The organism is Georgenia sp. Z1491 (genome assembly GCF_049856175.1).
In the GTDB taxonomy this organism is placed as follows: Bacteria; Actinomycetota; Actinomycetes; order Actinomycetales; family Actinomycetaceae; genus JB111.
Genome location: NZ_JBNDNA010000005.1, coordinates 165,128 through 192,036 on the forward strand (window position 1 = coordinate 165,128; position 26,909 = coordinate 192,036).

General features: G+C 73.7%; 24 protein-coding genes, 1 tRNA gene and 1 pseudogene. 10 read left to right on the forward strand and 16 right to left on the reverse strand.

What is annotated here, in order from left to right:
* Window positions 1–113 precede the first annotated feature (113 nt).
* Window positions 114–2,258: a 4-alpha-glucanotransferase gene (malQ, locus tag ACPYO4_RS07165; protein WP_425708529.1), complete on the reverse strand. Its 2,145-nt coding sequence runs from the start codon at window positions 2,256–2,258 to the stop codon at window positions 114–116.
* A 135-nt stretch (window positions 2,259–2,393) separates the two neighbouring features.
* Between malQ and ACPYO4_RS07170 the strand changes: the two genes are divergently transcribed.
* Window positions 2,394–2,810 (forward strand): globin, encoded by a 417-nt coding sequence (locus tag ACPYO4_RS07170; RefSeq protein WP_425708530.1) that lies wholly within the window; start codon window positions 2,394–2,396, stop codon window positions 2,808–2,810.
* Window positions 2,807–3,820, forward strand: a complete 1,014-nt coding sequence (locus ACPYO4_RS07175) for an acyl-CoA thioesterase (protein WP_425708531.1) — start codon at window positions 2,807–2,809, stop codon at window positions 3,818–3,820. Before ACPYO4_RS07170 ends, ACPYO4_RS07175 begins: the two co-directional genes overlap by 4 nt.
* A 19-nt stretch (window positions 3,821–3,839) precedes the next feature.
* Here the strand turns inward: ACPYO4_RS07175 and ACPYO4_RS07180 are convergent, their stop codons facing one another.
* From ACPYO4_RS07180 to ACPYO4_RS07215, 8 genes and pseudogenes are all read right to left on the reverse strand, one after another.
* Window positions 3,840–4,412, reverse strand: coding sequence for an acyl-CoA thioesterase (locus tag ACPYO4_RS07180; RefSeq protein ID WP_425708532.1), 573 nt, complete (start codon window positions 4,410–4,412; stop codon window positions 3,840–3,842).
* A gap of 118 nt (window positions 4,413–4,530) precedes the next feature.
* A complete protein-coding gene (locus ACPYO4_RS07185; RefSeq protein ID WP_425708533.1) occupies window positions 4,531–5,058 on the reverse strand; it encodes a DUF4282 domain-containing protein in 528 nt (175 codons plus the stop codon).
* Between the two features lie 180 nt (window positions 5,059–5,238).
* The gene (gene ettA / locus ACPYO4_RS07190; protein ID WP_425708534.1) at window positions 5,239–6,921 is read right to left on the reverse strand and encodes an energy-dependent translational throttle protein EttA; all 1,683 of its coding nucleotides are present in this window, start codon (window positions 6,919–6,921) and stop codon (window positions 5,239–5,241) included.
* 268 nt (window positions 6,922–7,189) lie between these two features.
* Window positions 7,190–7,762: a single-stranded DNA-binding protein gene (locus ACPYO4_RS07195; RefSeq protein ID WP_425708535.1), complete on the reverse strand. Its 573-nt coding sequence runs from the start codon at window positions 7,760–7,762 to the stop codon at window positions 7,190–7,192.
* Window positions 7,763–8,012: 250 nt separating this feature from the next.
* Window positions 8,013–9,560 carry a GTPase gene (locus ACPYO4_RS07200; RefSeq protein ID WP_425708536.1) on the reverse strand — a complete coding sequence of 516 codons (1,548 nt, stop codon included), beginning with the start codon at window positions 9,558–9,560 and terminating at the stop codon, window positions 8,013–8,015.
* The gene (locus ACPYO4_RS07205) at window positions 9,557–11,197 is read right to left on the reverse strand and encodes a hypothetical protein (RefSeq protein WP_425708537.1); all 1,641 of its coding nucleotides are present in this window, start codon (window positions 11,195–11,197) and stop codon (window positions 9,557–9,559) included. The genes ACPYO4_RS07200 and ACPYO4_RS07205 overlap by 4 nt, the downstream gene beginning before the upstream one ends.
* 80 nt (window positions 11,198–11,277) lie before the next feature.
* Window positions 11,278–11,895, reverse strand: coding sequence for a glycosyltransferase (locus tag ACPYO4_RS07210; protein ID WP_425708538.1), 618 nt, complete (start codon window positions 11,893–11,895; stop codon window positions 11,278–11,280).
* 143 nt (window positions 11,896–12,038) lie between these two features.
* Window positions 12,039–12,563 (reverse strand): annotated as a pseudogene (locus tag ACPYO4_RS07215) (glycosyltransferase); the annotation flags it as partial.
* 192 nt (window positions 12,564–12,755) lie between these two features.
* Here ACPYO4_RS07215 and ACPYO4_RS07220 point away from each other — a divergent pair.
* The 4 genes from ACPYO4_RS07220 to ACPYO4_RS07235 all read left to right on the forward strand — a co-directional run bounded on the left by ACPYO4_RS07220 (window position 12,756) and on the right by ACPYO4_RS07235 (window position 17,058).
* A complete protein-coding gene (locus ACPYO4_RS07220) occupies window positions 12,756–13,739 on the forward strand; it encodes an ABC transporter ATP-binding protein (protein ID WP_425708539.1) in 984 nt (327 codons plus the stop codon).
* Between the two features lie 19 nt (window positions 13,740–13,758).
* Window positions 13,759–14,907 (forward strand): ABC transporter permease, encoded by a 1,149-nt coding sequence (locus ACPYO4_RS07225; protein ID WP_425708540.1) that lies wholly within the window; start codon window positions 13,759–13,761, stop codon window positions 14,905–14,907.
* Complete coding sequence (locus ACPYO4_RS07230; protein ID WP_425708541.1) at window positions 14,904–16,067, forward strand: ABC transporter permease; 1,164 nt, start codon at window positions 14,904–14,906, stop codon at window positions 16,065–16,067. The genes ACPYO4_RS07225 and ACPYO4_RS07230 overlap by 4 nt, the downstream gene beginning before the upstream one ends.
* 133 nt (window positions 16,068–16,200) lie before the next feature.
* The gene (locus tag ACPYO4_RS07235; RefSeq protein ID WP_425708542.1) at window positions 16,201–17,058 is read left to right on the forward strand and encodes an HAD family hydrolase; all 858 of its coding nucleotides are present in this window, start codon (window positions 16,201–16,203) and stop codon (window positions 17,056–17,058) included.
* A gap of 48 nt (window positions 17,059–17,106) precedes the next feature.
* Here ACPYO4_RS07235 and ACPYO4_RS07240 read toward each other — a convergent pair whose 3' ends face one another.
* Together ACPYO4_RS07240 and ACPYO4_RS07245 are read right to left on the reverse strand one after the other, a co-directional pair.
* The gene (locus tag ACPYO4_RS07240; protein WP_425708543.1) at window positions 17,107–17,532 is read right to left on the reverse strand and encodes an NUDIX hydrolase; all 426 of its coding nucleotides are present in this window, start codon (window positions 17,530–17,532) and stop codon (window positions 17,107–17,109) included.
* A gap of 137 nt (window positions 17,533–17,669) precedes the next feature.
* Window positions 17,670–18,881: an FUSC family protein gene (locus ACPYO4_RS07245; protein WP_425708544.1), complete on the reverse strand. Its 1,212-nt coding sequence runs from the start codon at window positions 18,879–18,881 to the stop codon at window positions 17,670–17,672.
* Between the two features lie 124 nt (window positions 18,882–19,005).
* Here ACPYO4_RS07245 and ACPYO4_RS07250 point away from each other — a divergent pair.
* Together ACPYO4_RS07250 and ACPYO4_RS07255 are read left to right on the forward strand one after the other, a co-directional pair.
* Window positions 19,006–19,078, forward strand: a tRNA-Arg gene (locus tag ACPYO4_RS07250).
* 143 nt (window positions 19,079–19,221) lie between these two features.
* Window positions 19,222–19,557 carry a YtxH domain-containing protein gene (locus tag ACPYO4_RS07255; RefSeq protein WP_425708545.1) on the forward strand — a complete coding sequence of 112 codons (336 nt, stop codon included), beginning with the start codon at window positions 19,222–19,224 and terminating at the stop codon, window positions 19,555–19,557.
* Window positions 19,558–19,675: 118 nt separating this feature from the next.
* On the opposite strand, the gene ACPYO4_RS07260 is transcribed toward ACPYO4_RS07255, so the two are convergent.
* From ACPYO4_RS07260 to ACPYO4_RS07270, 3 genes are all read right to left on the reverse strand, one after another.
* Window positions 19,676–19,924 (reverse strand): hypothetical protein, encoded by a 249-nt coding sequence (locus ACPYO4_RS07260; protein WP_425708546.1) that lies wholly within the window; start codon window positions 19,922–19,924, stop codon window positions 19,676–19,678.
* Between the two features lie 385 nt (window positions 19,925–20,309).
* Complete coding sequence (locus tag ACPYO4_RS07265) at window positions 20,310–21,080, reverse strand: response regulator transcription factor (protein ID WP_425708547.1); 771 nt, start codon at window positions 21,078–21,080, stop codon at window positions 20,310–20,312.
* A complete protein-coding gene (locus tag ACPYO4_RS07270; protein ID WP_425708548.1) occupies window positions 21,077–22,333 on the reverse strand; it encodes a sensor histidine kinase in 1,257 nt (418 codons plus the stop codon). Before ACPYO4_RS07270 ends, ACPYO4_RS07265 begins: the two co-directional genes overlap by 4 nt.
* A gap of 110 nt (window positions 22,334–22,443) precedes the next feature.
* On the opposite strand from ACPYO4_RS07270, the gene ACPYO4_RS07275 reads away from it, so the two are divergent.
* Window positions 22,444–23,289: a GAP family protein gene (locus ACPYO4_RS07275; protein WP_425708549.1), complete on the forward strand. Its 846-nt coding sequence runs from the start codon at window positions 22,444–22,446 to the stop codon at window positions 23,287–23,289.
* Between the two features lie 38 nt (window positions 23,290–23,327).
* Here ACPYO4_RS07275 and ACPYO4_RS07280 read toward each other — a convergent pair whose 3' ends face one another.
* Complete coding sequence (locus ACPYO4_RS07280; protein WP_425708550.1) at window positions 23,328–23,918, reverse strand: helix-turn-helix domain-containing protein; 591 nt, start codon at window positions 23,916–23,918, stop codon at window positions 23,328–23,330.
* 127 nt (window positions 23,919–24,045) lie between these two features.
* Here ACPYO4_RS07280 and ACPYO4_RS07285 point away from each other — a divergent pair, with 127 nt between their 5' ends.
* Window positions 24,046–25,101: an NAD(P)/FAD-dependent oxidoreductase gene (locus ACPYO4_RS07285; RefSeq protein WP_425708551.1), complete on the forward strand. Its 1,056-nt coding sequence runs from the start codon at window positions 24,046–24,048 to the stop codon at window positions 25,099–25,101.
* Window positions 25,102–25,108: 7 nt separating this feature from the next.
* Here ACPYO4_RS07285 and ACPYO4_RS07290 read toward each other — a convergent pair whose 3' ends face one another.
* Complete coding sequence (locus tag ACPYO4_RS07290) at window positions 25,109–26,854, reverse strand: pyruvate dehydrogenase (RefSeq protein WP_425708552.1); 1,746 nt, start codon at window positions 26,852–26,854, stop codon at window positions 25,109–25,111.
* Window positions 26,855–26,909 lie beyond the last annotated feature (55 nt).

Consider the following 26,909-nt stretch of genomic DNA (forward strand, 5'->3'; position numbering starts at 1 on the left):
CTCGGTGAGATCGGGGGAAGAGCTCGAGATTAGGGGTTGTTTCCCCCGCACTCGTGAATCTTCCCCCGATCTCACGGGTGGCGGGCGGGCCTGCGGGGCCTGCCGGGGACAGATCAGTCGGTGGCGCGCCCCATCGCCTCGTTGACGGTCCGCACGAGCGAACGGACCCGCGGGTGGGCGTGCAGGTCGTCGAGGAGGACCACCTGCTCGGTACCGTCGGCGAGCGGCACCTTCCAGTTCGGGTACTCGGTGTGCGTGCCCGGCTGGTTCTGCGCGCGCCGCTCCCCGACCGCGTCCACGAGCGAGACACCGACCAGGTAGCTCGGGGTGGCCGCGACGTAGGCGTGCAGCGCCTCGAGGATCTCGCGCTCTGAGGGGTCCGCCCCCACGAGCCCGAGCTCGCGCAGCCGCTCGACGGCGCGGCGCCGCTCGAGGGCCGACTCGGCGCGCACCTTCTCCACGGGCTCGACCAGCAGGCCGAGGCGCTCGCGCAGGTCCACGTGCTCGTCGGCCAGGTAGCCGGCCACCGGCGGGAGGTCGTGCGTGTCGACCGTCGCGAGCGCGAGCCGTCGGTACTCCTCGGGCCGCCTGGGCCGTCCGTCGTCGTCCTTCTCGAACCAGAACACCTGCGTGCCGAGCACGCCGCGCTCCTCGAGGTAGTCGCGCACCCAGGGCTCGACGGTCCCCAGGTCCTCCCCGATGACGACCGCGCCCGCGCGGTGCGCCTCGAGCAGCATGACGCCGACCATCGCCTCGTGGTCGTAGCTGACGTACGTGCCCTGGTCGGCGCCGCCGTCGGCCGGGATCCACCACAGGCGGAACAGGCCGGCGACGTGGTCGACCCGGATCGCACCCGCGTGCCGCAGCACGGTGCGCAGCATCTGGCGCAGGGGGGCGTAGGCCGTGCGCGCCAGGGCGTCCGGTCGCCACGGCGGCTGCGACCAGTTCTGCCCCTGCTGGTTGTACATGTCCGGCGGCGCCCCGACCTCGATGCCGGCGGCGAACACCTCCTGGCCGGACCAGCGCTCGGCGCCCTGGGAGTCGACGCCGACCGCGAGATCGTGCATGATCCCGAGCGCCATCCCTGAGTCCTTCGCGGCGCGCTGGGCCGCGGCGAGCTGGTCGTCGAGCACCCACTGCAGCCAGGCGAAGAACTCCACGCGGTCGGCGAGCTCGGACCTCTTGAGCGCGACCTGGGGGCTCGCGGGATCGGTGAGCTCGACGGGCCACGGCCGGCCGGCCTGGTCCTCGATCAGCGCGCACCACAGGGCGAAGTCCTGCAGCCCCTCCCCCTCGGTGGCCCGGAACCTCTCGAACGCCTGCTGCCTGGCCGCGGTCCGGCCGGCCGCGAAGATCACCTCGAGGGCCTGGAGCTTGGCGGCCCAGACGGCGTCGCGGTCCAGCGGCTCGTTGGTCTCGTTCAGCGGCCGCACCTCGTCCGCCGCCCACTGCACGAGCGAGCGCTGGGGGCCCGAGAGGTAGGCCGCCTCGTGGATCTCCTCGGGCCGCAGGTAGATCGGGTTGACGAACCGGCGGGTGACCGGCAGGTACGGCGACGTCGTCATCCCCGCCACCGGCTGCGCCGCGTGCAGGGGGTTGATGAGGACGAAGTCCGCACCGGAGCTGCCGGCGATCGCGGCCAGCTCGGCGAGGTCGGCGGCGTCGCCGAGTCCCCACGAGCGGCGCGAGCGCACGGAGTACAGCTGCGCGGCGAGGCCCCACCCGCGGCCCCCCTCGAGCTCGGGAAGCTCGAGGCGGTCCGGCGTGACGGCGATCGGCGCGCGTCGGCGGCGGGCGCCCGCCGGCTCGGCGACGACGGTGTGCCAGCCGAGCGGGAGGTCGGCCGGGACCACGAACTCGATCCGGGTGTGCGTGCGCCCGTCGACCTCGCGCATCTCGGGCGGCTCGGACGCGGCCGCGAGCTGCCAGCTGCCACCGTCCTCGAGGTGGATCTCGACGCGGACCTCCGAGCCGAGCGGCACGTAGACGGGCAGGCGGGACTCGCGCCCGCGCCGGACGACCACCGAGTCCGGCAGGGTCTCGCGCCAGGGGGCCAGGTCGTGCTCGGCCAGCGAGGCGCTCACGTCGTCGTCGGAGTCGGCGGGCACTCCCAGCGCCCGGAGCGCCGCCCGGATCGTGGCGGCGCTGATCGTCCGGTGCTTCCCGTGGAAGTCCCAGAACTCGGTGGCGACCCCCTTGAGGTCCGCCAGACGCGCGAGGGCCTTCGAGGGTGTCTCGGCGTCGCCGGCGTCCGACATTGAGCTCCTTATCCGTGGCCCGCGCTGGCCGGCCTGCTGATCGTTCGGGACCCCCCGATCCTGCCAGAGCACGGCCGCGGACGACGCGAGGTGGCGCCGTGGTGCCGCACCGGTCGTGCGGGTGACAATGGTGCGATGACGACGAGCGACCGGCCGAGCCAGACGACCCAGCGCGCGGAGCTGTACGCCCGCCTCGGCGGCCACGACACGTTCGAGCGCCTGACCAGGAGGTTCTACGAGGGCGTCGCGACCGACGAGGTCCTCGCCCCGATGTACGAGGGCGACCTCGACGGCGGCGAGGAACGGCTGCGCATGTTCCTCGAGCAGTACTGGGGCGGACCGACGACCTACCAGGAGCAGCGCGGGCACCCGAGGTTGCGGATGCGGCACCAGCCGTTCCGGGTGACGCCGGACGCCCGGGACCGCTGGCTCACGCACATGCGCGCAGCCCTCGACGACGTCGCTCTCGACCCGGAGGCCGACCGCGCCATGTGGGACTACTTCGTGCGCGCGGCCGACGCCATGATCAACACGCTCGAGCCGCGGCCGTGAGCGGCGACGCCCCGTCCCGGGTCGGCGTGCCGTCCGTGCCCCCGCCGCCGGGAGCCCGGCACGGCGTGCTCGACGTCCCGGACAGCGACTCGGCGCAGATGCGGCAGATCCTGGACTCGCTGCGGCTCGAGCGCACCGGCCCGGACTCGTTCGCGGGCGGCTCCCTGCCCCAGCTGTCCGGACGGATCTACGGCGGTCAGGTCCTCGCGCAGGCCCTGCTCGCCGCGGACGACACGCTCACCGACGACGGCCCGCGGTACCTCCACTCCGCGCACGGGTACTTCCTGCGGCCGGGCCGTTCTCAGGACGGGGTGACCCTCGCCGTCGAGCAGCTCCACGACGGTCGGTCCTTCTCCACGCGGCGCACGCACGCGTTCCAGCACGGCAAGCCGATCCTGTCGATCATCTCCTCGTACCAGAAGTCCCAGCCGGGCCTCGACCACCACGACCCCGCGCCGCAGGCACCGGACCCGGAGACTCTGCCGAGCGCCATCGACCTGTTCGAGTCCGTCGACCATCCGGTGGCGCGCTTCATGTCCTCGACGGCGGCGTTCGACATCCGCCACGTGGGTGGCAACCTCTACCTCGGGCCCGACCCGGACCGGGCCGAGCGGCAGATGCTGTGGATGCGGGCCCGCACCCCGCTCCCGGAGAGCACCAGCCAGCTCCTGCACCGCGCCCTGCTCGCCTACGCGTGCGACCAGGTGATGCTCGAGCCTGTCCTGCGCCGACAGGGGCTGGCGTGGCGCTCGGAGGGACTGTCGATGGCGTCCCTGGACCACTCGATGTGGTGGCACCGCGAGGTCCGGGTCGACGAGTGGCTGCTGTTCGTCCAGCGCTCGCCGTCCGCGCAGGGTGGGCGTGGGCTCGGCACGGCCGAGGTCTACGACCGGTCCGGCGCGCTCGTCTCGTCGATCGGCCAGGAGGGCATGGTCCGGGTGCCCGACCCCGACCCGCCGCTGGCTGCCTCCGGTCCGGACGGGGAGTGGCGCCGGCCGTCCCTGCGGTGAGCCGACCCGATGAGGCGGTTCAGGCGCCGTCCTGGGCGGTCGCCGAGGCAGCGTCGGACGTGTCTCGGTCCCGGCGCCGGAAACGTATCGGAGGATCCATGAACTCGGACCAGACCGAACGCTCGTCCGCGGTGAGCCTGCGCGGACGGCCGGTCTCCTCGTCGACGAGGACCAGCGTGGTCGTCGCGCGAGCGGCCGGTCCGTCCGGTCCGGGGATCTCGTAGCAGACGTCGATCGACGCGCCACCCAGGTGCGAGATCCACAGCTCGACCTGCAGCGGCTCGAGGGAGTACGGGACGGGCGCCAGGTACTCGATCTCCTGGCGGGCGATGTAGGTGTTGGTGCCGGAGCCCGGGCCGGTCGCGAGGACCTTGGTGCCCGGCGCGTCGGCGGCCGCCTGGAGGGCGGACATGGTCGGGCCCGAGGTCGCCGGTGCCTCGGCGGGTGGGCCCGCCGGGTCCCCGGGGACGGACGCCCAGAACGCCTGGATGCGGCACTCCTCGAGGATGCCGAGCATCCGGGCGTTGTTGACGTGCCGGTAGGCGTCGATGTCCGACCAGCGCAGGCGCACGGGAATCGTCAGGCGAGGCATGACAGCCATTGTCCTCCGTGCGCCGGGTGCCCGGGGACGACGGCGGGCGGGGAACCGGCATGCAGCCGTGCTCCCCGCCCGCCGACGAGCCCCGGGCCGGCCGGCCCGGTCCACTGACCTATCGGCGGTCGCCACCGCGCGTCACGGCGACGACGATCTCGATGAAACCGCGCAGCAGCGCGATCTTGAGCACGACGACGAGCAGGCTGAGCACCCACGCCACCCAGATCCCCGCGGGCACGTCGCCGCGACCGGCGGTGAGCGTGAAGAGCTGGGCGAGCCACTCGATCGCGAGGACGGCGACGCCGATGTAGAAGACCGTCGAGGCGAACCGCGCCACGGCCGAGCGGGAGAAGTCGCCGGAGAACAGGGCGGCGAAGATGTTGCCGCCGGAGGACTGCGGGGCGAACTGCTGGCCCGGTGCGCCGTATCCGCCGGGAGCCGGGCCGGCCGCCGGCTGACCGTAGCCCGGCTGGCCGTAACCGCCGGGGGCCTGGCCCGACGCAGGCTGTCCGTAGCCCTGTTGCCCGTAGCCCGGCTGCCCATCGCCCTGGTCGTAGTCGGCCGGCCGGCCCTGCGGCTGGCCGGGGCCGGCCGGGCCGCCGGGCCCGGGTGCCGATGCTGCCGAGGGGTCGTACTCAGTCACGTGTGTCTCCTGCGTCGTCGGGAATCGGCCGGAGGGCCGCCCGAGACCATATCGGACGCGAGCGGGCGTGAACCACCGAGGCCCAGGCGTGCACCAACGAGGCCCCCGCGGTCTCGCGGAGGCCCCTGGACCGGCCGGACACCCCGGAGGGTGCCCGGCCGGGTAATCGCCGGTCGCGCGTCAGTCGCGCGTGAGCTTGCGGTAGGTGACCGAGTGGGGACGAGCCGCCTCGGGGCCCAGACGCTGGATCTTGTTGGCCTCGTAGGACTCGAAGTTGCCCTCGAACCAGTACCAGCTCGCCGGGTTCTCCTCCGTGCCCTCCCACGCGAGGATGTGGGTCGCCACGCGGTCGAGGAACCACCGGTCGTGCGTGACGACGACCGCGCAGCCCGGGAACTCCAGCAGGGCATTCTCCAGCGAGCCGAGGGTCTCGACGTCGAGGTCGTTCGTCGGCTCGTCGAGCAGGAGGAGGTTGCCGCCCTGCTTGAGGGTGAGCGCGAGGTTGAGGCGGTTGCGCTCACCGCCCGAGAGCACGCCGGCCCGCTTCTGCTGGTCCGGTCCCTTGAACCCGAACGCCGAGACGTAGGCGCGCGAGGGCATCTCGACGTTGCCGACCTGGATGTAGTCCATCCCGTCGGAGACGACCTCCCACAGGCTCTTGTCCGGGTCGATACCGCCACGCGACTGGTCGACGTAGCTGATCTTCACGGTCTCGCCGATCGTCAGGTCTCCGGAGTCCAACGGCTCCAGCCCGACGATCGTCTTGAACAGCGTGGTCTTGCCGACGCCGTTGGGGCCGATGACGCCGACGATGCCGTTGCGCGGCAGGCTGAAGGACAGCCCGTCGATGAGGACGCGGTCGCCGAACCCCTTGTGCAGGTCGTCCGCCTCGATGACGACGTTGCCCAGGCGCGGCCCGGGCGGGATCTGGATCTCCTCGAAGTCGAGCTTCCTCGTGCGCTCGGCCTCGGCCGCCATCTCCTCGTACCGGGCGAGACGGGCCTTGGACTTGGCCTGCCGGCCCTTGGCGTTGGAGCGCACCCACTCGAGCTCGTCGGCCAGGCGCTTGGCCATCTTCGCGTCCTTCTTGCCCTGGACCTCGAGGCGCTGCTGCTTCTTCTCCAGGTAGGTGGAGTAGTTGCCCTCGTAGGGGTACAGGCGGCCGCGGTCGACCTCGGCGATCCACTCAGCCACGTGATCGAGGAAGTACCGGTCGTGCGTGACGGCGATGACGGCGCCGGGGTACTTCGACAGGTGCTGCTCGAGCCAGAGCACGGACTCCGCGTCGAGGTGGTTCGTGGGCTCGTCCAGCAGGAGCAGGTCGGGCTGCTCGAGGAGGAGCTTGCACAGCGCGACTCGACGCCGCTCACCGCCAGAGAGGTTGGTCACGGGAGCGTCCGGCGGCGGGCAGCGCAGGGCGTCCATCGCCTGGGCGAGCTGGGCGTCGATGTCCCAGGCGTTCGCCGCGTCGATCTCCGTCTGGAGCTTGCCCATCTCCTCCATCAGGGCGTCGAAGTCGGCGTCGGGCTCGGCCATCTCGTTGCCGATCTCGTTGAACCGCTCGACCTTGGACAGGATCTCGCCGACGCCTTCCTGGACGTTGCCGAGGACCGTCTTCTCCTCGTTCAGCGGCGGCTCCTGCAGCAGGATGCCGACGGTGTGGCCGGGCGTGAGGACCGCGTCGCCGTTCGACGGCTGGTCGAGGCCGGCCATGATCTTGAGGATCGTGGACTTCCCCGCGCCGTTCGGACCGACCATGCCGATCTTGGCGCCCGGGTAGAACGACATCGTCACGTCGTCGAGGATGACCTTGTCCCCGTGGGCCTTGCGGGCCCGGACCATGGAGTAGATGTACTCGGCCACGTATCTCCCTCTCGATCGGGTGGTGGGTGTGCCCGGCCGGATCTGCCGGAGCGCTGTCCCCCAGCGTAGGCGAGCCGGGCGGGGCCGCGGCCCCGCACCGCACGTGCCCGGGGACACGAACCACCCGGGCGACGGGCACCGAGCGACGGGCACCGAGCGACGGGGGCCGGGCGCCGGCAGCATCACGGCACGACGCCCGGCATCGCCCGGGGCGGCGTCATGGCGACGTCCGGCCCAGCTCCCCCGCCGGGCCGGACGCCTCCCGATGTCAGGAGTAGGCGTGCTCGAGCTGCGGACCGACCTCCTCGACGTCGGCCACCCCCTCGTCGTCGACGCCATCCGCGACGTCGCCGGCGGTGGAGCTCTCGGCATCCGTCGTCGTGTGCTCGACGACGGACCAGCTGCCCGGGCCGCCGGACGTCACCTCACCGGCGGGCGCGTCGCCGGCCGCTCCGCCGGCCTGGTCGCGCGAGCCGTTGTCGACCTTCATGTAGGTGGTCACCCCGCGGGACATCTCGAGCGCCACGGAGTCGCCGTTGATGACGAGCGAGGTGCGCTCGGCACCGTCCTTGTCCACCCACATCTCGGTGAGCAGGTGGCCGCGGACGAGGACGGGGGTGCCCTTCTTGACGGAGGCACCGATGTGCGGCGCCATTCGTCCGAAGACCTTGACGTTGAACCACTGGGTCTCGGCGTCCACCCAGGAGCCCGTGGCCTGGTCGAACTTCCGTCGCGTCGAGCCGAGCCGGAACGTCACCCAGGGCGAACCGGACTCGGTGTGGCGGAGCGTGGCGTCGGCGGCGGCGTTACCGCGGACCGTCACGTTGATCTCGTTGGACATGGCGTGCTCCTTCGCTGCCGGCGCCGTGCCGACTCGCGCCCACCGTGGCGCGAGGCGCCCCGGCGCCGCACCGGAGCTGGTGCGGGTTGTGGATGGACTGCCGCCGAGCGGCCCTGTGGGGACGCCGGCGTGGCTACCGGTGGGGGGACGCCGGCGTGGCTACCTGTGGGACTCCGACCAGGGCGCCGCGGGGCCGCGAGCTCGGGTCGGAGCGTCGCGTCGAACCGGGTCAGATCACGGTCGGACCAGGTCAGCCCAGGGCCGCGCGCAACGCCTCGTGGTCCTCGAGCACCTGCTCCGCGGGCTCGCGCAGGCCCGAGCGCCCGACCGCGCGCAGCCGGGTCTCGAGCTCGCGGGAGTACTCGTCGGCCCGTTCCTGCGCGGCGGCCGCTCGCACGCGCGGAGCCGACAGCAGCAGGTACGCGCCGACGCCTGCGAGGACGACCGCCACGACGATCCACGCGATCGTGGGCAGGTCGAGCACGAGACCGAGGACGACGACGACGACCGCGAGGGCCAGCGCGACCGCCCCACCGATCTGCAGTCCGCGTGCCCGCGGCACGTCGGTGGCCGGCAGAGGCACCTCGGCGACGGCCGTGTCGACCGAGCGGGCCAGGTCCGGCGCTGCGGTCACGGAGTCGTCGACGGCGCTCGACCATCGCCCGGGCAGCCCGCCGGTGACCTCGGCGAGCCAGTCGGTGCGCACGTCCTCGACCGCGACCGGTCGCACCGGTTCGGGCCGGGCGGCGGCACCGCCCGACCGAACGGCGGTGCGCACGGAGTCGGCAGCGGCCTCGGTGCCCACGGCTCGGGACAGGTGCGCGCCGACGGCGTCGTCTGCGGGCAGCGCGACGGACCTGGCGGCCACCTGGTCGCCGAGCTGCGCGGCGAGCCGGTCGATACCTGCGTCGAGCGTGGCCGAGGACGTCGTGGGGCGCACGAGGGCGCGGGCGAGGAACTCGCGTACGTCGGCGACCCCCTCCCCCGTCAGCGCGGACGCGGTGAGGATCTCGACCCCGCCGAGCCCGTCGTCGGCGAGGACCTGGCTCACGTCCCGCACCACGACGTCGACGTCCTGCTCGCGCAGGTTGTCGATCTGGTTGACGACGACGAGCATGTGCTCCTCGCGGCCCCGCAGGTGCGTGAGGTAGTTGTCGTGCAGCACGTGGTCGGCGTACTTCTGCGGGTCGACCACCCACACGAGGACGTCGACGAGCGGCAGCATCCGCTCCACGATCTTCTGGTTGGACTCGGAGCGGGAGTCGTGGTCGGGCAGGTCGAGGAGGACCAGGCCGTGGAGGAGCTCCTCGTCGGACGCGTCCAGCAGCGACTCACGCGTGACGCGACGCCCGGGCTCGACGAGCAGGAAGTCGAGCAGCCCGCTCGCGTCCGGCCCCCACACGCAGGCCGTGGGCTCCTCGGTGGTCGGCCGGAGCGGACCGACCTCGGCGACCTCGAGGGTGGCGATCTGGTTGAACAGGGACGACTTGCCGGAGCCGGTGCCGCCGACGAGCGCGACGACCGCGTGGTCGACACCCAGCTCGAGGCGGTCGAGCAGCTCGGCGCACCGGGCCCGGGCCGCGGCGGCGGCCTCCGGGTCGACGCGGTCCCCGGCGCGGTCGAGCGCGTCGGTCAGGCGGGTGATGCGGGCGCGGAGCCGGTCGGCGACCGGGCGGTCGGAGGCGGCGGGCATCGCGGGGCGGCCGGTGCCGCTGCCGCCGACAGGCTCGGCGGCCCGGTCGGCGGCGGCCGGGCGTCCGGCCGCCCGGTCGGTGGCGGTCGGTGCGGGATCGGTCACGTGAACTCCTTCAGCTCGCCCGCACGCAGGCGGACGGCGGTGCCGGGATCGACGGCGAGGTCCCTCAGCACGTCGGCGTACGGGCGGGCGACGTCGCGGACGGCACCCTGGGCGAGGTCCGCGAGCCGCTCGCGGGCGGACTGCACGAGCCGTTCGCCGTCGGCGGGGAACAACCCCCGCAGGGCAGTGGCGGGCCCGGCGAGACCGGCGGCCGCGGCCCGCACGAGGCCCGCGACGCCGTCCGCGCCCAGCGCCTCGGCGGCCACCGTCCCGGGCAGGACCGCGGCCACCTCCTCGGCGACGGCGTCCTGCCACCCCTCGACGGCACGCTCGGCGAGCGCCTCCGGTCCGCGCGAGCGGTGCACGCGCTCGCCGGCGAGGATCTCGGCGGCGCCACCGTCCTCCCACCGCGACGTCATCGCGGCGTCCGCGACGCGCACGTGACGCAGGATCGTGTCGTGCACGGGACCGTCCACCTGCGCGCCGACGCTCACGGCGGCGCGCCGACGCTCCTCGCGCACGCGTGAACGGCCGGCGCGCAGCCGTGACGGCCTGGCCGCGAGACGTGCGAGGGGGCCACCGGTGGAGGCGAGCGCGAGCCAGCGGGTGGTGGGCGAGCCGTGCGCCAGGGCGGGGTCCGCGACGTCGGCACGCACGCCCTGCAGCGGGCCCGCGACGGCGTCGTCGACCAGTCCGGTCAGATCCTCGGCGCGGCGGACCTGGGCGTCTGCGGCGTCGGCGATCGCCAGGAGGTCCTCGCGCAGGGCCGCCCACGTGGTGCGGGTGGTCTGGCGGCGCAGCATCGACCCGGCGCGCGAGCGCGCGACCAGGGCGAGCCACTGGCGCAGCTCCGCGACCCGGGCGGGCGGGAGCGGTCCGTGGTTCGGTCCGACGTCGGGGACCACGAAGATCGGCGCGTCCGAGGCACCCAGCGCCTGGAGGCGCCGCGTGAGGTCCTGCTCCACGTCGCGCCGCACCCGGTCGCCGGCCCGGTTGAGCACGACGGCGACGGTCACGCCGCGCGCGTGCGCGGCGGCCAGGGCGGACCACGGCAGCTCGTCGCCGTACCGCACGGGCGTGGTGACGAACACCCACAGGTCGGCGGCCTCGACGAGCCGGGCCGACAGCTGTCGGTTCCTCGCCTCGACGGAGTCCAGGTCGGGGGCGTCGAGCACGGCGACACCGCGCGGCACCTCGTCCGTCGGCACGAGGTGCGCGAGCTCGAGGAGCGGGTTGTCCTCGAGGGCGGGGGCGTCGTCGGTGTGGGCGGCGAGGATCGCCGTGCGTGTGGTCGGGCGCAGGACGCCGGCCAGGGAGATCTCCTCACCGACCAGGGAGTTGAGCAGCGTCGACTTCCCGGCCCCCGAGGACCCGCCAAGGACGACGATCGCCGGCGCGGAGTCCTCGCGCAGGCGCGGCAGGAGGCGCACCTCGAGCTCGGTGAGCACGCGCCGGCGGCGCCCCCGCGCCTCCTCGGCGCCGGGGATGTCGAGCGGGAGCCGCAGCTCGCGCAGGTCGCTCAGCGTGTCGGCGATGACGGCCACCCGGGGTAGACGGTCAGGGGCGACGCCCTCCGGCGCGGACCGGTGCGCCGCGGCGTCGGCCGTCGCGGCACGTCGGTTCTCGGAGGTGGGCACATGGCACATTGTGTCTGCCCGCGCGCGGTCGGTGCATGTCCGCCCGCCCGGCGCGTCCCCCGACGGGGCCCAGGCCGCGGTCAGGGCCTGCCGCACCGACCTCGTACCAACGCCGGGGACCTCCGGCCGCCCACCCGTGCGAGGTCGCGTGGCCCGGTGGACGCCCCGCGCCGCTCCCTGGCCCCGGTGCTCTCGTAGATTGCCAGGAGCCTGCGGCCGAAGTCGGCTGCGGAGGCGTTCTCGACGGCCCACCCGGCAGCGCCGGTGCTGACCCGGTCGTGGACGGCCGGGTCGGCCAGGTGGTCCAGCGCGGCGCGGAAGTCCGCCGGGTGGTCGAGCTGCCAGCCGTTGACGCCGTCGGTGACGACGCCGTCGAGCGACGGGTCACGTCGACAGACGACGGGTAGGCCGCAGGCGAGCGCCTCGCTGTAGGTCAGACCCTGGCTCTCGCTGCGCGACACGCTGACGAACACGTCGGAGAGGCGGTAGTAGCGGACTGCCTCCCGCCGGGGCACGGAGCCGGCGAAGACGACCCGGCCGGCGGGCCCGGCTCGTCGCGCCAGCTCCTCGAGCCGGGGCCGGTCCGGGCCGTCGCCGACCACGAGCAACGTGGTCGACGCGGACCCGAGCCCCCCGACAAGGCCGAGGAGCACGTCGATGTCCTTCTCCCGCGCCAGGCGGCCCAGCGAGAGCAGCACACGATCCCCGGGGGTATGCCGAGTCGGTGCCGGATCGTGGCGGCGTCCTCACGGTCGGCACGCGTGCGCACGGGTCGGAAGTGCGTGAGGTCCAGCCCGGTCGGACAGACGTGGATCGGCACCCGCACCCCGTACCCGCGCAGGATCGACTCGACCTTGCCGGTCGGGGCCACGACGGCGTCCACGCCGGCGAGCACCCTGCGGGAGAACGACGCCGCCAGCTTCCGACCCAGCGGACGGGACGGCGAGAAGTAGTGGGTGTAGTCCTCGTAGATCGTGTGGTACGTGTGCACGAGCGGCACCGCGAGAGCCCTGGCCAGCCGGCGGGCCCAGACGAAGGTGGTGAACTCGCACTGCGAGTGGATGACGTCGGGCCCCCACTCCTCGATGGCGCGGCGAGTGGGCCCGCTGGCCAGCGTGCCGAGCCGCGCGCCGTCGTACAGGGCGCTCACCGCCACCGATCCGAGGCGGTAGACGTCGCCCTCGCGGTGGGATCGGAGCCGGTTCGAGAGAGCGAGCACCCGGACCTCGCACCCGAGCTCCTCCGGCTCGGCACGCAGCGTCTGGACCGAGGTGACGACGCCGTTGACTGCGGGCTCGAACCAGCAGGTCGCGATGAGGACGCGCCGAACGGGAGTGTGGCCGGGCGGACGTGCCCGGTCGGTCATGGTTCGAGCCTCTCACACGGATCGGCCCCTGGAGCCGAGGGTCGGCTCACCGGTGCCCGGGCGGCACGACCCGCGACGACGACCGCGCCGCCGGGCGTGACACGTGACCCGGGGAGGCATGACAAATGTCGGAGACCCGGCCGCGCGCCCGCTTCTAGTGTCGTGAGCGTCCCGACACCGGAGGAAGGCACCATGACACTGCACGACGAGCACACCCCGCCGGCCGCGGGCGCTCCCACCGACACCGTCCTCGTCGTCGACGGCCTCGTGCGGCGCTTCGGCGACCTCACCGCCGTCGACGGGGTGAGCTTCCGCATCGGCCGGGGCGAGACGTTCGGTCTGCTCGGTCCCAACGGTGCGGGCAAGACGACGACGATCTCGATGGTCGCCGGCCTCATCCCGGCGGACTCCGGGACCGTGACGATCGCCGGCGAGACGGTCGGCCCGCACGCCGTCGGACCGAAGCGCCACATCGGCCTCGTCCCCCAGTCCCTCGCGATCTACCCCGAGCTCACCGCGCGCGAGAACCTCCAGTACTTCGGCCGGCTCCAGGGCCTGGCGGGCGCCGACCTCAAGGGCCGCGTCGAGGAGGTGCTCGACCTGGTCGGCCTCGCCGACCGCGCGAAGGACCAGACCAAGAAGTACTCCGGCGGCATGCAGCGGCGCCTCAACATCGGCATCGGCCTCCTGCACCGGCCCGAGCTGCTCATCCTCGACGAGCCGACGGTCGGCGTCGACCCGCAGTCGCGCAACTCCATCCTCGAGTCCGTCGAGCGGCTCTCGGTCGAGGGCATGGCCGTGCTCTACACGACCCACTACATGGAGGAGGCCGAGCGCCTCTGCGACCGGATCGCCATCGTCGACGCCGGGAAGATCCAGGCCGAGGGCACGCGCGACGAGCTGACCCGCCTCGTCGGCGGCGTGGACCAGATCGTGCTGACCGGCACGGGGGACACCGAGGCCGCGGCGGCCGCCCTGCGCGAGCTGGACGCCGTCGTCGACGTCGACGTCGAGCGCCGCACGCTGCGCCTGACCGTCCACGACGCGCCGACCGCCGTCGCCGACGTCGTCAACCGTGGGACCTCGACCGGGCTGAGCCTGTCCGACGTCGAGATCTCCCGGCCCGACCTGGAGTCCGTCTTCCTCCACCTCACCGGCAAGGCGCTGAGGGACTGACATGCGCACGATCTGGACCATGACGCAGTCGGACCTGCGTCAACGCATCCGTGACAAGTCCGTCATCATCTTCGCGATCGTCGTGCCGCTGGCGCTCATGGCGGTCCTCAACCTCGTCCTCGGCGGTGCCCAGGACGAGGAGCTCGACCCCCTGACGGTGGCCGCCTCGGTCCCCGAGGGGGACGACTCGGCCACCACGCTCGTCGACACGCTGAGCGGGATCGAGGGGTTCGACGTCACCGTCGAGGAGACCACCGCAGACGACGCCCGCGCCCGAGCCGAGGACGGGTCCGCGGCGCTCGCACTCATCGTCCCGGACGGGTTCGGCGACGGGCTGCGCGGCGGGGACACGGTCGACGTCAGCGTCATCGAGGGCGACGGGGCCGGGATCGAGGGCGACGTCGTCCTGTCGATCCTCCAGGGCACGCTCACCCGGATGCACGCCGCCGGGACCGCGGCCGGGGCCGGCACCTCGCTCGGGCTCGCGCCGGAGGACATCGGCGCGGTCACCGAGCAGGTCGGCCGCGGCGAGTCCGTCATCGCCCTCGCGGCCGGGGAGACCGCCGACGAGCAGCTCGACGCCTCGGGCACCCTCGTGGCCGGCCAGGCCGGGCTGTTCCTCCTGTTCACGGTCGGCTTCGGCGTGCTCGCGCTGGTCACCGAGCGGGAGCAGGGCACGCTCGCCCGGCTGCGGTCGATGCCGATGCCGACCTGGCACATCGTCGCCGCCAAGGCGCTCGCGAGCTTCCTCCTCGGCGTCGTCGCCACCTCGGTCCTGCTGATCGCCGGCAGCCTGCTCTTCGACGTCGACTTCGGCGACCCCCTCCCCGTGGCCGTCCTCATCGTCTGCGTGGCGGCCGCGGGGACCGCCGTCATGCTCGTCATCGCCCGGGTCACCCGGACGAGCGAGCAGGCCGGCATCGCCCAGTCGATCGTCGCCCTCGTGCTCGGCATGGCCGGCGGCGCATTCTTCCCGATGGCCGCGTCCGGACTCCTCGGCCAGGTCCTCGACCTCAACCCGATCGGCGCGTTCACCCGCGGCCTCGGGATCACCTCGGGCGGCGGCGGGATCGGCGACATCGCCGTGCCGGCCGCGATCATGCTCGGGTTCGCACTCGTCATGGGCGCGGTCTCCCGCCTCGTCCCGGACAGGGGGACATCGCTGTGAGAGCCATCCTGACGGTCGCCGGCACGGAGCTGCGACGCTTCCTGCGCGACCGGTCCAACATCTTCTTCGTCTTCGTCTTCCCGCTGCTGCTGGTGCTCGTGCTCGGCTCCCAGTTCGGCGGCTCCGGCTCCCAGGGCGGGGTGACGATCAGCGGTGACGGCGGCGAGCTGCAGGACGAGGTCGTCACAGTTCTGGAGGACCACGACCTCACCGTCGACACCGACAAGGCCGAGGCGGCCCGCACCGCCGTCGCCCGCGGCCGCACCGATGTCGCCCTGGTCGTCCCCGACGACGCCGAGGCGGCCTGGGCGGACGGCGAGCCCGTCACGCTCGAGGTCGTCGCGGGCTCCGCCGGCAACTCAGTCGCCGTCCAGCAGCGCGTGTCCACCGCCGTCGAGTCGCTGTCCCTGGACCGCATCCAGCTCGACGCCCTCGTCTCGGCCGGGGCCGACCCGGCCCAGGCAGACGACGAGCTCGCCGCGGCCCGCGAGGCGGGCGGGGCGCCCGAGGTCGTGGTGACGGACGTCGACGAGATCGCCCAGGAGTTCTCCGGGCTCGGCCAGTTCGACCTGGGCGGCGTCTCCCAGCTGCTGCTGTTCGTCTTCCTCATCTCGCTGGCCGCCTCCGGCACGCTCATCCAGGCCCGCCGCAACGGTGTCGTCGCACGCTCCCTGTCGGCGCCGATCCGCACGCAGCAGATGATGGGCGGGCTCACGCTGGGCCGCTGGGTGATCGCCATGTTCCAGGGCGTCTACATCATGGCGGCCACCGCGCTGCTGTTCGGCGTCGACTGGGGCAACCTCGCCCTGGCGGGTCTCGTCCTCGCCGTGTTCGCTGCGGTGGCGGCGGGGGTCGCGATGCTGCTCGGGTCCCTCCTGGACAACGAGGGGGCGGCGTCCGGGGTGGGTGTGGGACTCGGTCTCGTGCTCGCCGGCATCGGTGGGGGGATGGCCCCGCTGGAGATCTTCCCGGACACGATGCGGCAGGTCGCGCACGTGACGCCGCACGCCTGGGCGTACGACGCGTTCGCCGAGATCCAGCGGCACGACGGCTCGCTCGTCGACATCCTGCCGATGCTCGGGGTCCTCGCCGGGATGGCGCTGCTCGCGGTGCTGCTCGGCACGTGGGCCATGCGGCGCAGCCTCGCCCGCTCCCTGTGACGGGCCTGCTCGTCCGGGCGGGCACCCCTCCGCGGGGTGCCCGCCACGGTGAGCGACATCCACGACGCGTGGGTGGCGCGACTCTCCCGCGACCCGGGGCCACCACCGGTCGCCGGCTGGGAGGATGGAGCACGTGCTCGAGCAGACCTTCCCGGCCCCGATCCTCGACCTCCCGACCGCCGAGGAGGCCCGGGCCCTGCGGCTCGTGGCCCTCGACATGGACGGCACCTTCGTGCGCTCGGACAAGTCCGTGGCGCAGGAGGTGTGGCCCGTCGTCGACGAGCTGATCGACCGCGGCATCGTCCTGGTCGCGGCGAGCGGGCGGCAGCGCGGCGCGATCCTGGAGACGATGGCGCCCGTGGCCGACCGGATCACCGTCCTGTCCGAGAACGGGGCGGTCGTCTGGCGCGGGGAGGACGTCATGCGGGCCGAGGTCCTCGACCGCCAGGTGGTGACCGAGGTCGCGCGTACCGTCCGGGACCTCGCCGCGCAGGGCCGCGACACCGGTCTCGTGGCCGGTGCGCCCTCCCGGGCGTACGTCGAGCGCACCGACGACGACTTCCTCGCCCACGTGCGGCACTTCTACCCCGCCGTGGAGGTCGTCGACGACCTCACGTTGGTGCCCGAGGACGTCGTCAAGCTCGCCACCTGGGACGCGGCACCGATCGTCGAAGCCGTCGTCCCCGCGATCGAGGCCCTCGACCTCGAGGCGGATCTCGTCCGCTCGCACGAGCACTGGGCCGACGTCATGCGGGCCGGAGCCTCGAAGGGGGCCTCGCTCACCCGCCTGCGCACCGCGCTCGGCATCCCGCGCGAGGCGTGCGCGGCCTTCGGCGACCACCACAACGACCTCGCGATGCTGCGGTCCGTCGGCCTGCCGTTCGCCATGGCCAACGCCGAGCCGGAGGTCAAGGAGGCCGCCCGGTTCATCGCGCCCTCGAACGACGACGACGGGGTCCTGCAGGTCCTGCGCGCGCTGCTCGACGCCTGAGGCCGTTGCGGCCGGTACGGACGCCCGCGGCGCGTTCGACCAGGGGCCTCAGAGCCCCGCGAGGACGAGCGCCTCGTCGACCAGCTCCACGCGGTCGAGGTCGACGACGCGGTCCAGGCGGACCCACTCCGCGGCGTCGGTGGTCCCCTCAGCCTCGTGCCTCAGCGTCCCGCCGACGATGCGTGCGGCGTAGACGATGCGGATGCCCTGCAGCGGGATCCCCTCGCGCCCCGCGGCGAGCCGTTCGGCACCGGGCACGACGATGCTGCTGACGCCGAGCACGCGGCCGAGCTCGACCTCGTACCCGGTCTCCTCGCGGGCCTCACGCACGGCGGCGTCGTCCGGGTGCTCGCCGGGATCCAGGCCGCCGCCCGGCATGGTCCAGCCGTACGAGCCGGCGGACTCTCGTCCGCGGCAGAGCAGGATCTCGCCGGGGCGCTCGAGCACGACGTACGACGACACGCGGATGTCCACGTCCCGAGCCCACCAGGCGCGTCCGCCCGGCGCCAGTGAATACCGGTCACCTGCCGGGGACGACGACGGCGGGGGTCTGCACGTCCGGCGCACGCTCCTCGCCGCCCGACGGCGGGGCCCACTCACGCGCCCCGGCATCACGCCCGGGGACTCGAGCTCCCCGCCTCTCGCGCCGCGCGCGCGGACGCGATGTCGTCGACGACGACCGCCACGTGACGGACGCTGGTGATGAGTGCTCCGTAGACGGGCCAGGTGCTCTCGGGCAGCTTCCGGTCCCGGGACAGCTCCCCGGCGAGCATCTCGAGCCGGTCGGCGACCGGCTCGACCTCGGCGTCCGGATCCGCGACCGCTCGGCCACAGTCCCGGACGATACCGACCCACCGCTCGCGGAAGTGGGCGTCCCACTCACCCTCCGCGTAGGTCGCGTTGTACAGGGTGCGGGCCAGGTTCCGCAGGTGGGAGACGCCCTCGTCGAGGCGCGGAAGGATGTCCTCGTACCCGAGGCCACGACCGCGGCTCGCCGGGCTGCGCCGGTCCGGGCGGTACAGGCGCAGGTTGATGCGACGGCTCTCGCGCGCGTAACCGACCGCCCCCCACGCCCGCTCCACCGACCGGCTCATCGACTCCGTGGCACCGAACCAGTCGGACGCCTTGTCGGTGTCCCACGACTCGGAGAACTCGTCGGCCATCTCGACGAGAACCTGTCCCATCTGCCGGTTGACGCTGTCGACGTGCTGGGACGCCTGCCTGTCCCGCAGCGGCGGGATGATCAGCAGGTTGACGACGAGCCCGACGCCGACGCCGACGCCCACCTCCATGATCCGGTCGAGCAGAAGCGACTCCTGGTCGTCGAAGCCGCTGCCGAGCACGAAGATGGCCGTGGTGGCGATCGCGACCCCCTCGTCCCGGATCGTCGGCGTGCGCGCGACGGCCAGCCCGACGAGGATCGCGAGGGCGAAGGTCCAGACACTCACCCCGAGGTAGCTGCCGACGAGGAAGGACAGCCCGACCCCGATCGCCGACGACAGGGTGAGCTGCACGCCGCTCGACATCGACCGGAAGACCGTGGCGTGCACGGTGAGCAGCGCCGTCCAGGGGGCGAGGAACGGCAGGGCCGACTCCAGCACCTGCACGGAGAACCACCAGGCCATGGTCGCGGCGACCACGCCCTTGGCGATCTGGGTGAGCTCCGTGAGGACGTCGGGGCGACGCAGGAGGCCGGCGAGCCGACGGGTCCCCGGGTCCGCCGACCGTCCGTCGGCCTGGATGCATGAACGTTCCCTACTCGAGGCGTCGCGGCGGCGGCTGGACCAGCACCCGCCCGACCGCGGGAGAGGCCAGACTCCCATCTCCCGCCACCGGACGCGCGGCCGGAGGTCGGCATCGGCGCACGTGGCTACGCCGCCGAGATCCGCGGGAACCGCCCCTCGGGCGCACGTAGACTTGCGCGGGCGGCGCGCCGGCGCCGTCCGCGCCTCCATAGCTCAATGGATAGAGCACCGGCCTTCTAATCCGTAGGTTCCCGGTTCGAGTCCGGGTGGGGGCACCGCCTCGTGAGCACCGCTCGTCGAGGAGCGTCACCGCGCGCCGACCGCCCCGCTGCCTGCCCGCCGTCTCGTGCGAACGCGCGCCGAGCGGCCGCGCGCTCTAGGCTCGTACACGTTCCCGAAGCACGAGGAGGATGACGAGATGAGCAAGGTGTCGTTCCTGGCTGGACTGGGTGTGGGGTTCGTTCTCGGCACGCGGGCGGGTCGCGGCCAGTACGAGAAGATGAAGCGGCAGGCCACGCAGATCTGGGAGAACCCCAAGGTCGCCGAGGTCCGCGAGCAGGCCACCGAGAAGGCCGAGGAGCTCGCCAAGCAGGCACCGGGCGCCGCGGCGTCCGTCGCGCGGACCGCCAAGGAGAAGGTCGACGAGCGCCGCGAGCGCTCCGGGTCCGACGACGGCTCGCCCGCGAGCACCGGCCCGTCGCCCGCCGTCGAGGCCGGGATCCAGGACGCGCCCGGGCGCGTCCAGACCGACTGAGCCACACCGCTCCGCAGCAGCAAGGACGAACGACGCCGGGCCCTGCGCGTTGGGCCCGGCGTCGTCGTTGCGCGAAGTCGTTCATTGTGCGAACCGCCCTCTCGCGGGTCACCGGCCCTCAGCGGACCATCGTGCGGACGAGGAAGTAGCCGGCCGCCTCGGTCCATGCCGCGCCGTAGTTCGGGTCGGCCTCCATGCGTGCGCCGACGTCGTCCCGAAGAAGTGCGTCCAGCACGCCGCGCACCGCACGCGCGATGCGCGCGGCTGCTCGTGGACGGGTCGCGGGCGTGATGGACCGTGGCGGCGTGCGCACGGCGTACTGCGGGACGACCGATGGTCCTGCGGTGGTCGTGGGTACTGCGTTCATGCGTCTCCTACCCGTGACGGCGCGCGTCAGGCGCGCCGAGGTGCACTGCCACCCCTGCGGGCGGCGGAAGATGGGCACGACCGGGCCGCGCGTGAGCGCGCAGCGGTGGCGGTCGTCGCCTCGTTCGCGGCCGCGTGGGTGCGGCCGGTGCCGTTCAGCGGTGTCGGCTACGCGAGGCGGGGAGCCCCGTCGTGCGCCGACGCCGGACCGTTGCCTGTGAAGTGCACGGGGTCCTCCTTCGCGTCGTGCGGACGGGTGTGTCACGACGTCGCTGGGCAGGTCGGGCCCGGCCCTCGCTCGTCGTGGTGACCACCTCACCATGGTCGGCCCACGGTGTCAGGTCATTTATCGAGCCGTGCCGGCGTCGTGTCGGGCCGGCGTCGTGTCAGGCCAGGCCGGCCTCACGCGCGACGATCGCCGCCTGCATCCGGGAGGTGACGCCGAGCTTGGCGAGCACTCGTGAGACGTGGGTCTTCACCGTGGCCTCGGCGATGAACAGATCGGCGGCCACGTCGGCGTTCGACAGTCCCCGCCCCAGGGCGCCGAGCACCTCCCGCTCGCGCCCGGTGAGGTCGATCCCGGCGAGCGGGTCGGGGCCCGCGCCACCCCACCCTCGGGTCCGGGCACCGTCCGTCGATCGGCCACCAACGCCTCCTGGTCCCGCGCCCTCCACGCCTGCGTGACCGGACTGGGCGGCCCCACGCACACCTCCACCGGCTCCGACCCCGCCACGCTCGCCCGGACCGACGAACGCCGAGAGCACCCGGCGCGTGACCTCGGGGGCGACGACGCCGTCGCCCGCCGCCACCCGCCGCACGGCGTCGAGCAGGGCCTCGGGCTCCGCCGTCTTGAGGAGGAACCCGGCGGCGCCGGCACGCAGGGCACCGAAGACGACCTCGTCGAGGTCGAAGGTCGTCAGCACGAGCACCTGAGCGAGGTCCTCACCGACGATGGCGCGCGTCGCCTCCACGCCGTCGACGCCGGGCATGCGCACGTCCATGACGACGACGTCCGGGCGCAGGGAGCGCGCGTTGAGGATCGCGGCCCGGCCGTCGGCCGCCTCCCCGACCACCTCGACGTCCTCCGCGGCGTCGAGCAGGAGACGCAGACCGCCACGGATGGCGGCGTGGTCGTCGGCGAGCAGGACCCGGATCATGTCGTCTCCTCCGTCGGGAAGGTCGCGCGGACCTGCCACATGTCGTCGTGCGCGCCGGCGGAGAAGGTGCCGCCGCAGGCCTCGGTGCGCTCCCGCATCGTGTGGAGCCCGACCCCCGGGGACGGTACGGCCGGCGCAGCACCCGGGCCGTCCGCGTCTCCCCCACCACCCTGGCCGACCAGGGCGGGACGGCGGAGCTCGTTGGAGACGGTCAGCGCGAGAGTGCCGTCGTCGGCCTCGAGCTCGAGGTGACCGTCCCCGGCGCCGTGGCGCAGCGCGTTGGTGAGGGCCTCCTGGGTGACCCGCAGGGCGGCCCGGCCGACCGCCGTCGGGACGTCGAGGTTCGCTGCGCCACCCGGGCCGATGACCCCCGGGGCGACCGTGAGGTCGAGGCCCGCCGCCCGTGAGCGCTCGACCAGCGCGGGCAGCTCGGCCAGTCCCGCCGGGGAGGTCCACTCCTCGTCCGCCTGCGAGCGCAGGAGCCGCACCATCGAGCGCATCTCCTCCAGGGACGCCACCGCCTCGCGACGTACCTGCGCGAGGGCCTCGCGGTCGCGTACCGACTCGGGCGGTGCGGCGAGCGCCGCACCGGAGTGGATGGCGATGGCGGACAGGTGCGAGGAGATGACGTCGTGGAGGTCGCGCGCCATGGCGGTGCGCTCCTCGCGCAGGGCTTCGGTCCGTTCCCGCTGTGCGGCGATCTCGAGGGCGTCGGCCCGCTCGGCCTCCAGGCGGGCCTTCTCGGCGGAGACCTCGGCCAGCTCGTGGCCCCGCCGGACCTCGGTCGCCCACCAGATCGGCATGATGCCGACGGCGCCGACCTGGAGCACGGTCGCGATGAGCACGCGCGGGTCGCTCTCCCCCAGCGCGACCCCCACGCCGGCGAGCGTCGCGACCACCCCGACGCCGACGGTCTCCCCGATCCGCGTGCGCCGCGAGCCCACGAGTGCCGCGTGGTGGAGGAGCTCCCAGATGACGAGCAGCATCGCGATGCTCCCGCCGAGCGCGAGGTCGACGGCGAGGAGCGCGGTCCCGGCGACGAGCGCCCCGACCGCGTGGTACCCGCGCAGCGCGACCACGCCGCCGCCCACGGCCAGCGTGAGGACGAACCACCACGGCGAGATCGACGCCGGATCCACCCCGTAGGCCGAGGGGATGTTCGTGATCGGGTACAGCCCGAGTGCGAGCAGCAGCAGCCCGATGCCGACGACGAACGCCGCGGCGCGCACGTCCTTGGCATGGTCGGCTCTCACGGGACCATCCCAGCACGGGTGAGGCGGTGACCAGGTCCGCCGAAGGATGTACTCCGGTGACGGGCCGTCCGACGGACGCGCGAGCGGGGGCGTCCGCGAAGACTGGCGGCATGGACTTCCTAGGCACCCTGCCGGACGGCGGCATGTCGTCCCCCGCGCTGGCCGGCGTCCTCGCCGTGCTCGCCCTCATCGACTCCACCAGCTTCGGCACGCTGCTCATCCCGGTGTGGCTCATGCTCGCCCCGGGGCGCGTGCGGCCCGACCGCGTGCTGATCTTCCTCGGTACGGTCGCCGGCTTCTACCTGGCCGTCGGCGTGGCCGTCATGCTCGGCGCGGACGCCTTCCTCGCGGCGTTCGGCGACGTGCTGTCGGGCCGTCCGGTGGCGGTGGTGATGATCGTCGTGGGCGTCGCGCTGTTCCTCCTCAGCTTCGCCCTGGACTCGCCCGCGGCGAAGCGCCGCGCCGCCGAGCAGGCCGAGCACGGCGGCGGCCGGATCGGCCGGTGGCGCGAGCGCGCGATCGGCGTGGAGAGCGACGACGACGCCGGGACAGGTAGGACCGGGCTGCCCGGGACCGGGACCCTGCCGTCGGTGACCGGGGCGGCGACGCGCACCCGCGGGCGGGGCTCCGTCGGTGCACTCATGGGACTCGCGCTGGCGGCCGCGACCATCGAGGTCGCGTCGATGCTCCCCTACCTGGCCGGTATCGGACTCATCACCACCCAGGGGCCGGGCTGGCCGACGTCGGTCCTCTGGCTCGCTGCCTACTGCGTAGTGATGATCGCGCCCGCGCTCGTCCTGCTGACCGGGCGGCTCGTGGCCGCCCGGCAGCTCGACGGGCCGCTGCGCCGGCTGGATGCCTGGCTCACGCGCAACGCCGCGTCGACCACCGCATGGGTCGTCGGCATCGTCGGGGTGATCCTCGCGCTCAACGGCTTCCAGTCGTTCCAGCGGTGAGGCGGGCGGTCCGGGCCCGAGCTGTCCGGGCCGGCGGTTCAGCCCGGGTCGCCGGGCGAGGTGCGCACGTGCGCGCGCTCGCCCTGCTTCCCGATGAGGCTGAGGTACTCCACGGGGCCGTCCTCCGTGGCGCCGAACCAGTGGGGGGTACGGGTGTCGAACTCGGCCGCCTCGCCGGGCTCGAGCACCATGTCCTGGTCCCCCAGCACGAGCCGCAGGCGCCCGTCGAGCACGTAGACCCAGTCGAAGCCCTCGTGCGTGCGCGGCTGCGGCACCGTGCCGGGACGGGCCGCGGGCCGGACGAACTTGTAGGCCTGGATGCCGCCGGGCCGGCGCGAGAGCGGCAGGACGACGGACCCGGAGTCACCGGCGATCGGCCGCATGTTGATCCGCGGGTCACCCGTCGGTGGCGCGTCGACGAGCTCGTCGATGGTCACGCCGTGCACCCGTGCCAGCGGCAGCAGCTGCTCGAGCGTCGGGCGCCGCAGTCCCGACTCCAGTCGGGACAGGGTGCTCGACGAGATGCCGGTCCGCTCGGCGAGCTCGGCGAGGGTGACGTCCCGCCGCTGACGCAGTCGTCTCAAGCGGGGTCCGACGGCGTCGAGCGTGCGGTCCAGGTCGCGTCCCATCCCCCGATCGTGGACCGGGGTCTTGCCGTTCGGCAACTCCTCTTGCTCACTGGCATCCCCGGGGGAAGGCTCGGTCACGGACAGACCGTCGGGTACCCCGGCGCCGAACGATACGAAGGACGTCACCATGCGCACGCCTGGCCCCGCCCGCCCCACCACCGCACCGTCGACCGACCCGGCACCCCCGTCCGCCACGGCGCCACCGGTGCCGGTCCCGGCCCCCGACTCCCCCGCACCCGAGGGCCAGCCCAGCGAGGCGGTCTGGGACGTCGTCGTGGTCGGCGGGGGCGCCGCCGGCCTGGCCGGGGCGCTGATGCTCGCCCGTTCGCGCCGCCGGGTACTGGTCCTCGACGCCGGGGACCCCCGCAACGCCCCGGCCGACGCCGTCCACGCGCTCCTCGCCCTGGACGGCACCCCGCCGCTCGAGCTGCTCGCCCGCGGTCGCGCCGACGTCGAGCGCTACGGCGGCGTGGTCCGCCCCGCCAGGGTCTCCGAGGCGCGCGCCGACGGCGACCTGTTCCGGGTCACGGCCGCCGACGGCGTGGTCGTCCGCGCGCGGCGCCTGCTCCTCGCGACCGGCCTGGTCGACGAGCTCCCCGAGCTGCCCGGCCTGCGCGAGGGCTGGGGCTCCGACGTCGTGCACTGCCCGTTCTGCCACGGCTGGGAGGTCCGCGACCGGGCGATCGCCGTGCTGGGCACCACGCCGATGGCCGTCCACCAGGCGCTGATGTTCCGCCAGCTCTCCGACCGGGTCCGCCTGCTCACCTGGGAACTCGCGCTCGGCGAGGAGGATCTCGCCCGCCTGGTGGCACGTGGCGTCGAGATCGTGCCCGGCACGCCGGTCGGCGTCGAGCGCGCCGACGGGGCGCTGAAGGGCGTGCGGATGGCCGACGGGAGCCTCGTCGAGGCCGGTGCGCTCACGGTGCAGACCCGCATGCACCCGCGTGCCGAGCCGTTCGGTCCGCTCGGACTGGAGCTCGCGGAGAACGCCATGGGCACCGCCCTGGCGGCCGGTCCCACCGGCGCGACCTCCGTGCCGGGCGTGTGGGTGGCGGGCAACCTCGCCGACGTGTCGGCGCAGGTCGGCGCCGCCGCCGCGCAGGGGGCACTGGCCGGGGGCCACATCAACGGCGACCTCGTGATGGCGGACGCGGACCTGGCCGTCGCCGCGGCAGCCGCCTGACCGAGACCTACGGCCGCGGGATGTTGCGCAGGTTCGACCGCGCCATCGCCACCGCCTCGCCGGCGCCCTTGGTGAAGACGATCTTGCTCATCGCGGTGGCGAAGCCGAAGACCTGCTCGCCGGTGATCTTCGGGGGCAGGGACAGGGCGTTGGGGTCGGTGACGACGTCGAGCAGGGCCGGGCCGGGGTGCTCGAGAACCTCGTCGACCGCTTCCGGCAGGTCGGCCGGGCGCTCGACCCGGACGGCGTGCCAGCCCATCGCGCGGGCGATCTCGGCGTAGTCGGTGCCCGGCACGTCGACCCCGTGGTCCGGGAGCTTGTCGACGAGCATCTCGAGCTTGACCATCCCCAGCGAGGAGTTGTTGAACAGCATGACCTTGACCGGCAGGTCGTACTGGACGGCGGTGAGCATGTCCCCCAGGAGCATCGACAGACCGCCGTCGCCGCTGAACGCGACGACCTGCCGGTCCCGGTCGGTCATCTGGGCGCCGAGCGCGTGCGGGAGCGCGTTGGCCATCGAGCCGTGGAGGAACGATCCGATGATGCGTCGGCGGCCGTTCGGGGTGACGTAGCGGGCCTGCCACACGTTGCCCATCCCGGTGTCGGCGGTGAACACGGCGTCGCCCGCGGCCGCGTCGTCGATGACCGACGCGACGTACTCGGGGTGGATCGGGACGAGGTCCTCGACGTCGCGCGTGTAGGCGCCGACGGTCGAGTCCATGAGCTTCTCGTGGCGGCGCAGCGTCTTCTTCAGGTAGGCGCGGCTCCTCGTCGGACGCAACCGGCCCAGGAGGGCGCGGACGAACGGTCCGACGTCGGAGTGCACGGGCAGGTCGACGCCGGTGCGCCGGCCGAGAACCTCGGCGCGCCGGTCGACCTGGATCGTGGTGGGCCCGTCGGGCAGGAACTGGTCGTAGGGAAAGTCGGTGCCGAGCAGGAGCAACAGGTCCGCGTCGTCCATGCCCTCGGCGGCCGCCCCGTAGCCGAGGAGGCCGGTCATGCCGACGTCGAACGGGTTGTCGTGCTGGATCCACTCCTTGCCGCGCAGGGAGTGCCCCACGGGGGCGGCGAGCACGTCGGCGAGCTTGACGACGTCGTCGTGGGACCCGCGCACGCCGGCGCCGGCGAAGATCGCGACCTTCTTCGCCGCCTTGAGGGCCTCGACGGCGGCGTCCACCGCCGACGGGGCGGGCTCGAGGGTGCCGCGCACGGTGGGGACGTAGGCGGGCGCGTCGGCCGTGGCGGACATGTCCGCCACGTCCCCGGGGAGGGTGACGACGGCGACGCCGGGGGCGGCGAGCGCGTGCGTGATGGCGGAGTGCACGACCCTCGGCGACTGCTCCGGCGTGCTGACGAGCTCGCTGTAGACGGAAGCCTCGGTGAAGAGCCGGTCGGGGTGCGTCTCCTGGAAGTAGGACTGGCCGATCTGGGCGCTCGGGATGTGGCTGGCGATCGCGAGGACCGGGGCGCCGGAGCGGTTGGCGTCGTACAGGCCGTTGATGAGGTGGAGGTTGCCAGGGCCGCAGGAGCCGGCGCAGACGGCGAGCTCCCCCGTGATCTGGGCGTCGGCGGCGGCCGCGAAGGCGGCGGACTCCTCGTGGCGGACGTGGATCCAGTCGATGCCGCCGTTCGCGGACCCGCCGGTGCGGCGGACGGCGTCGACGACGGGGTTGAGGCTGTCGCCCACGATCCCGTAGATCCGGCGGACGCCCACCTCCTGGAGCTGGGCGACGATCTGTTCGGCGAGCTTCACGGCGGTGACCTCCTCGACCCGGCGGTGGTCAAGCCCACGTCGGCGGGGTCGTGCG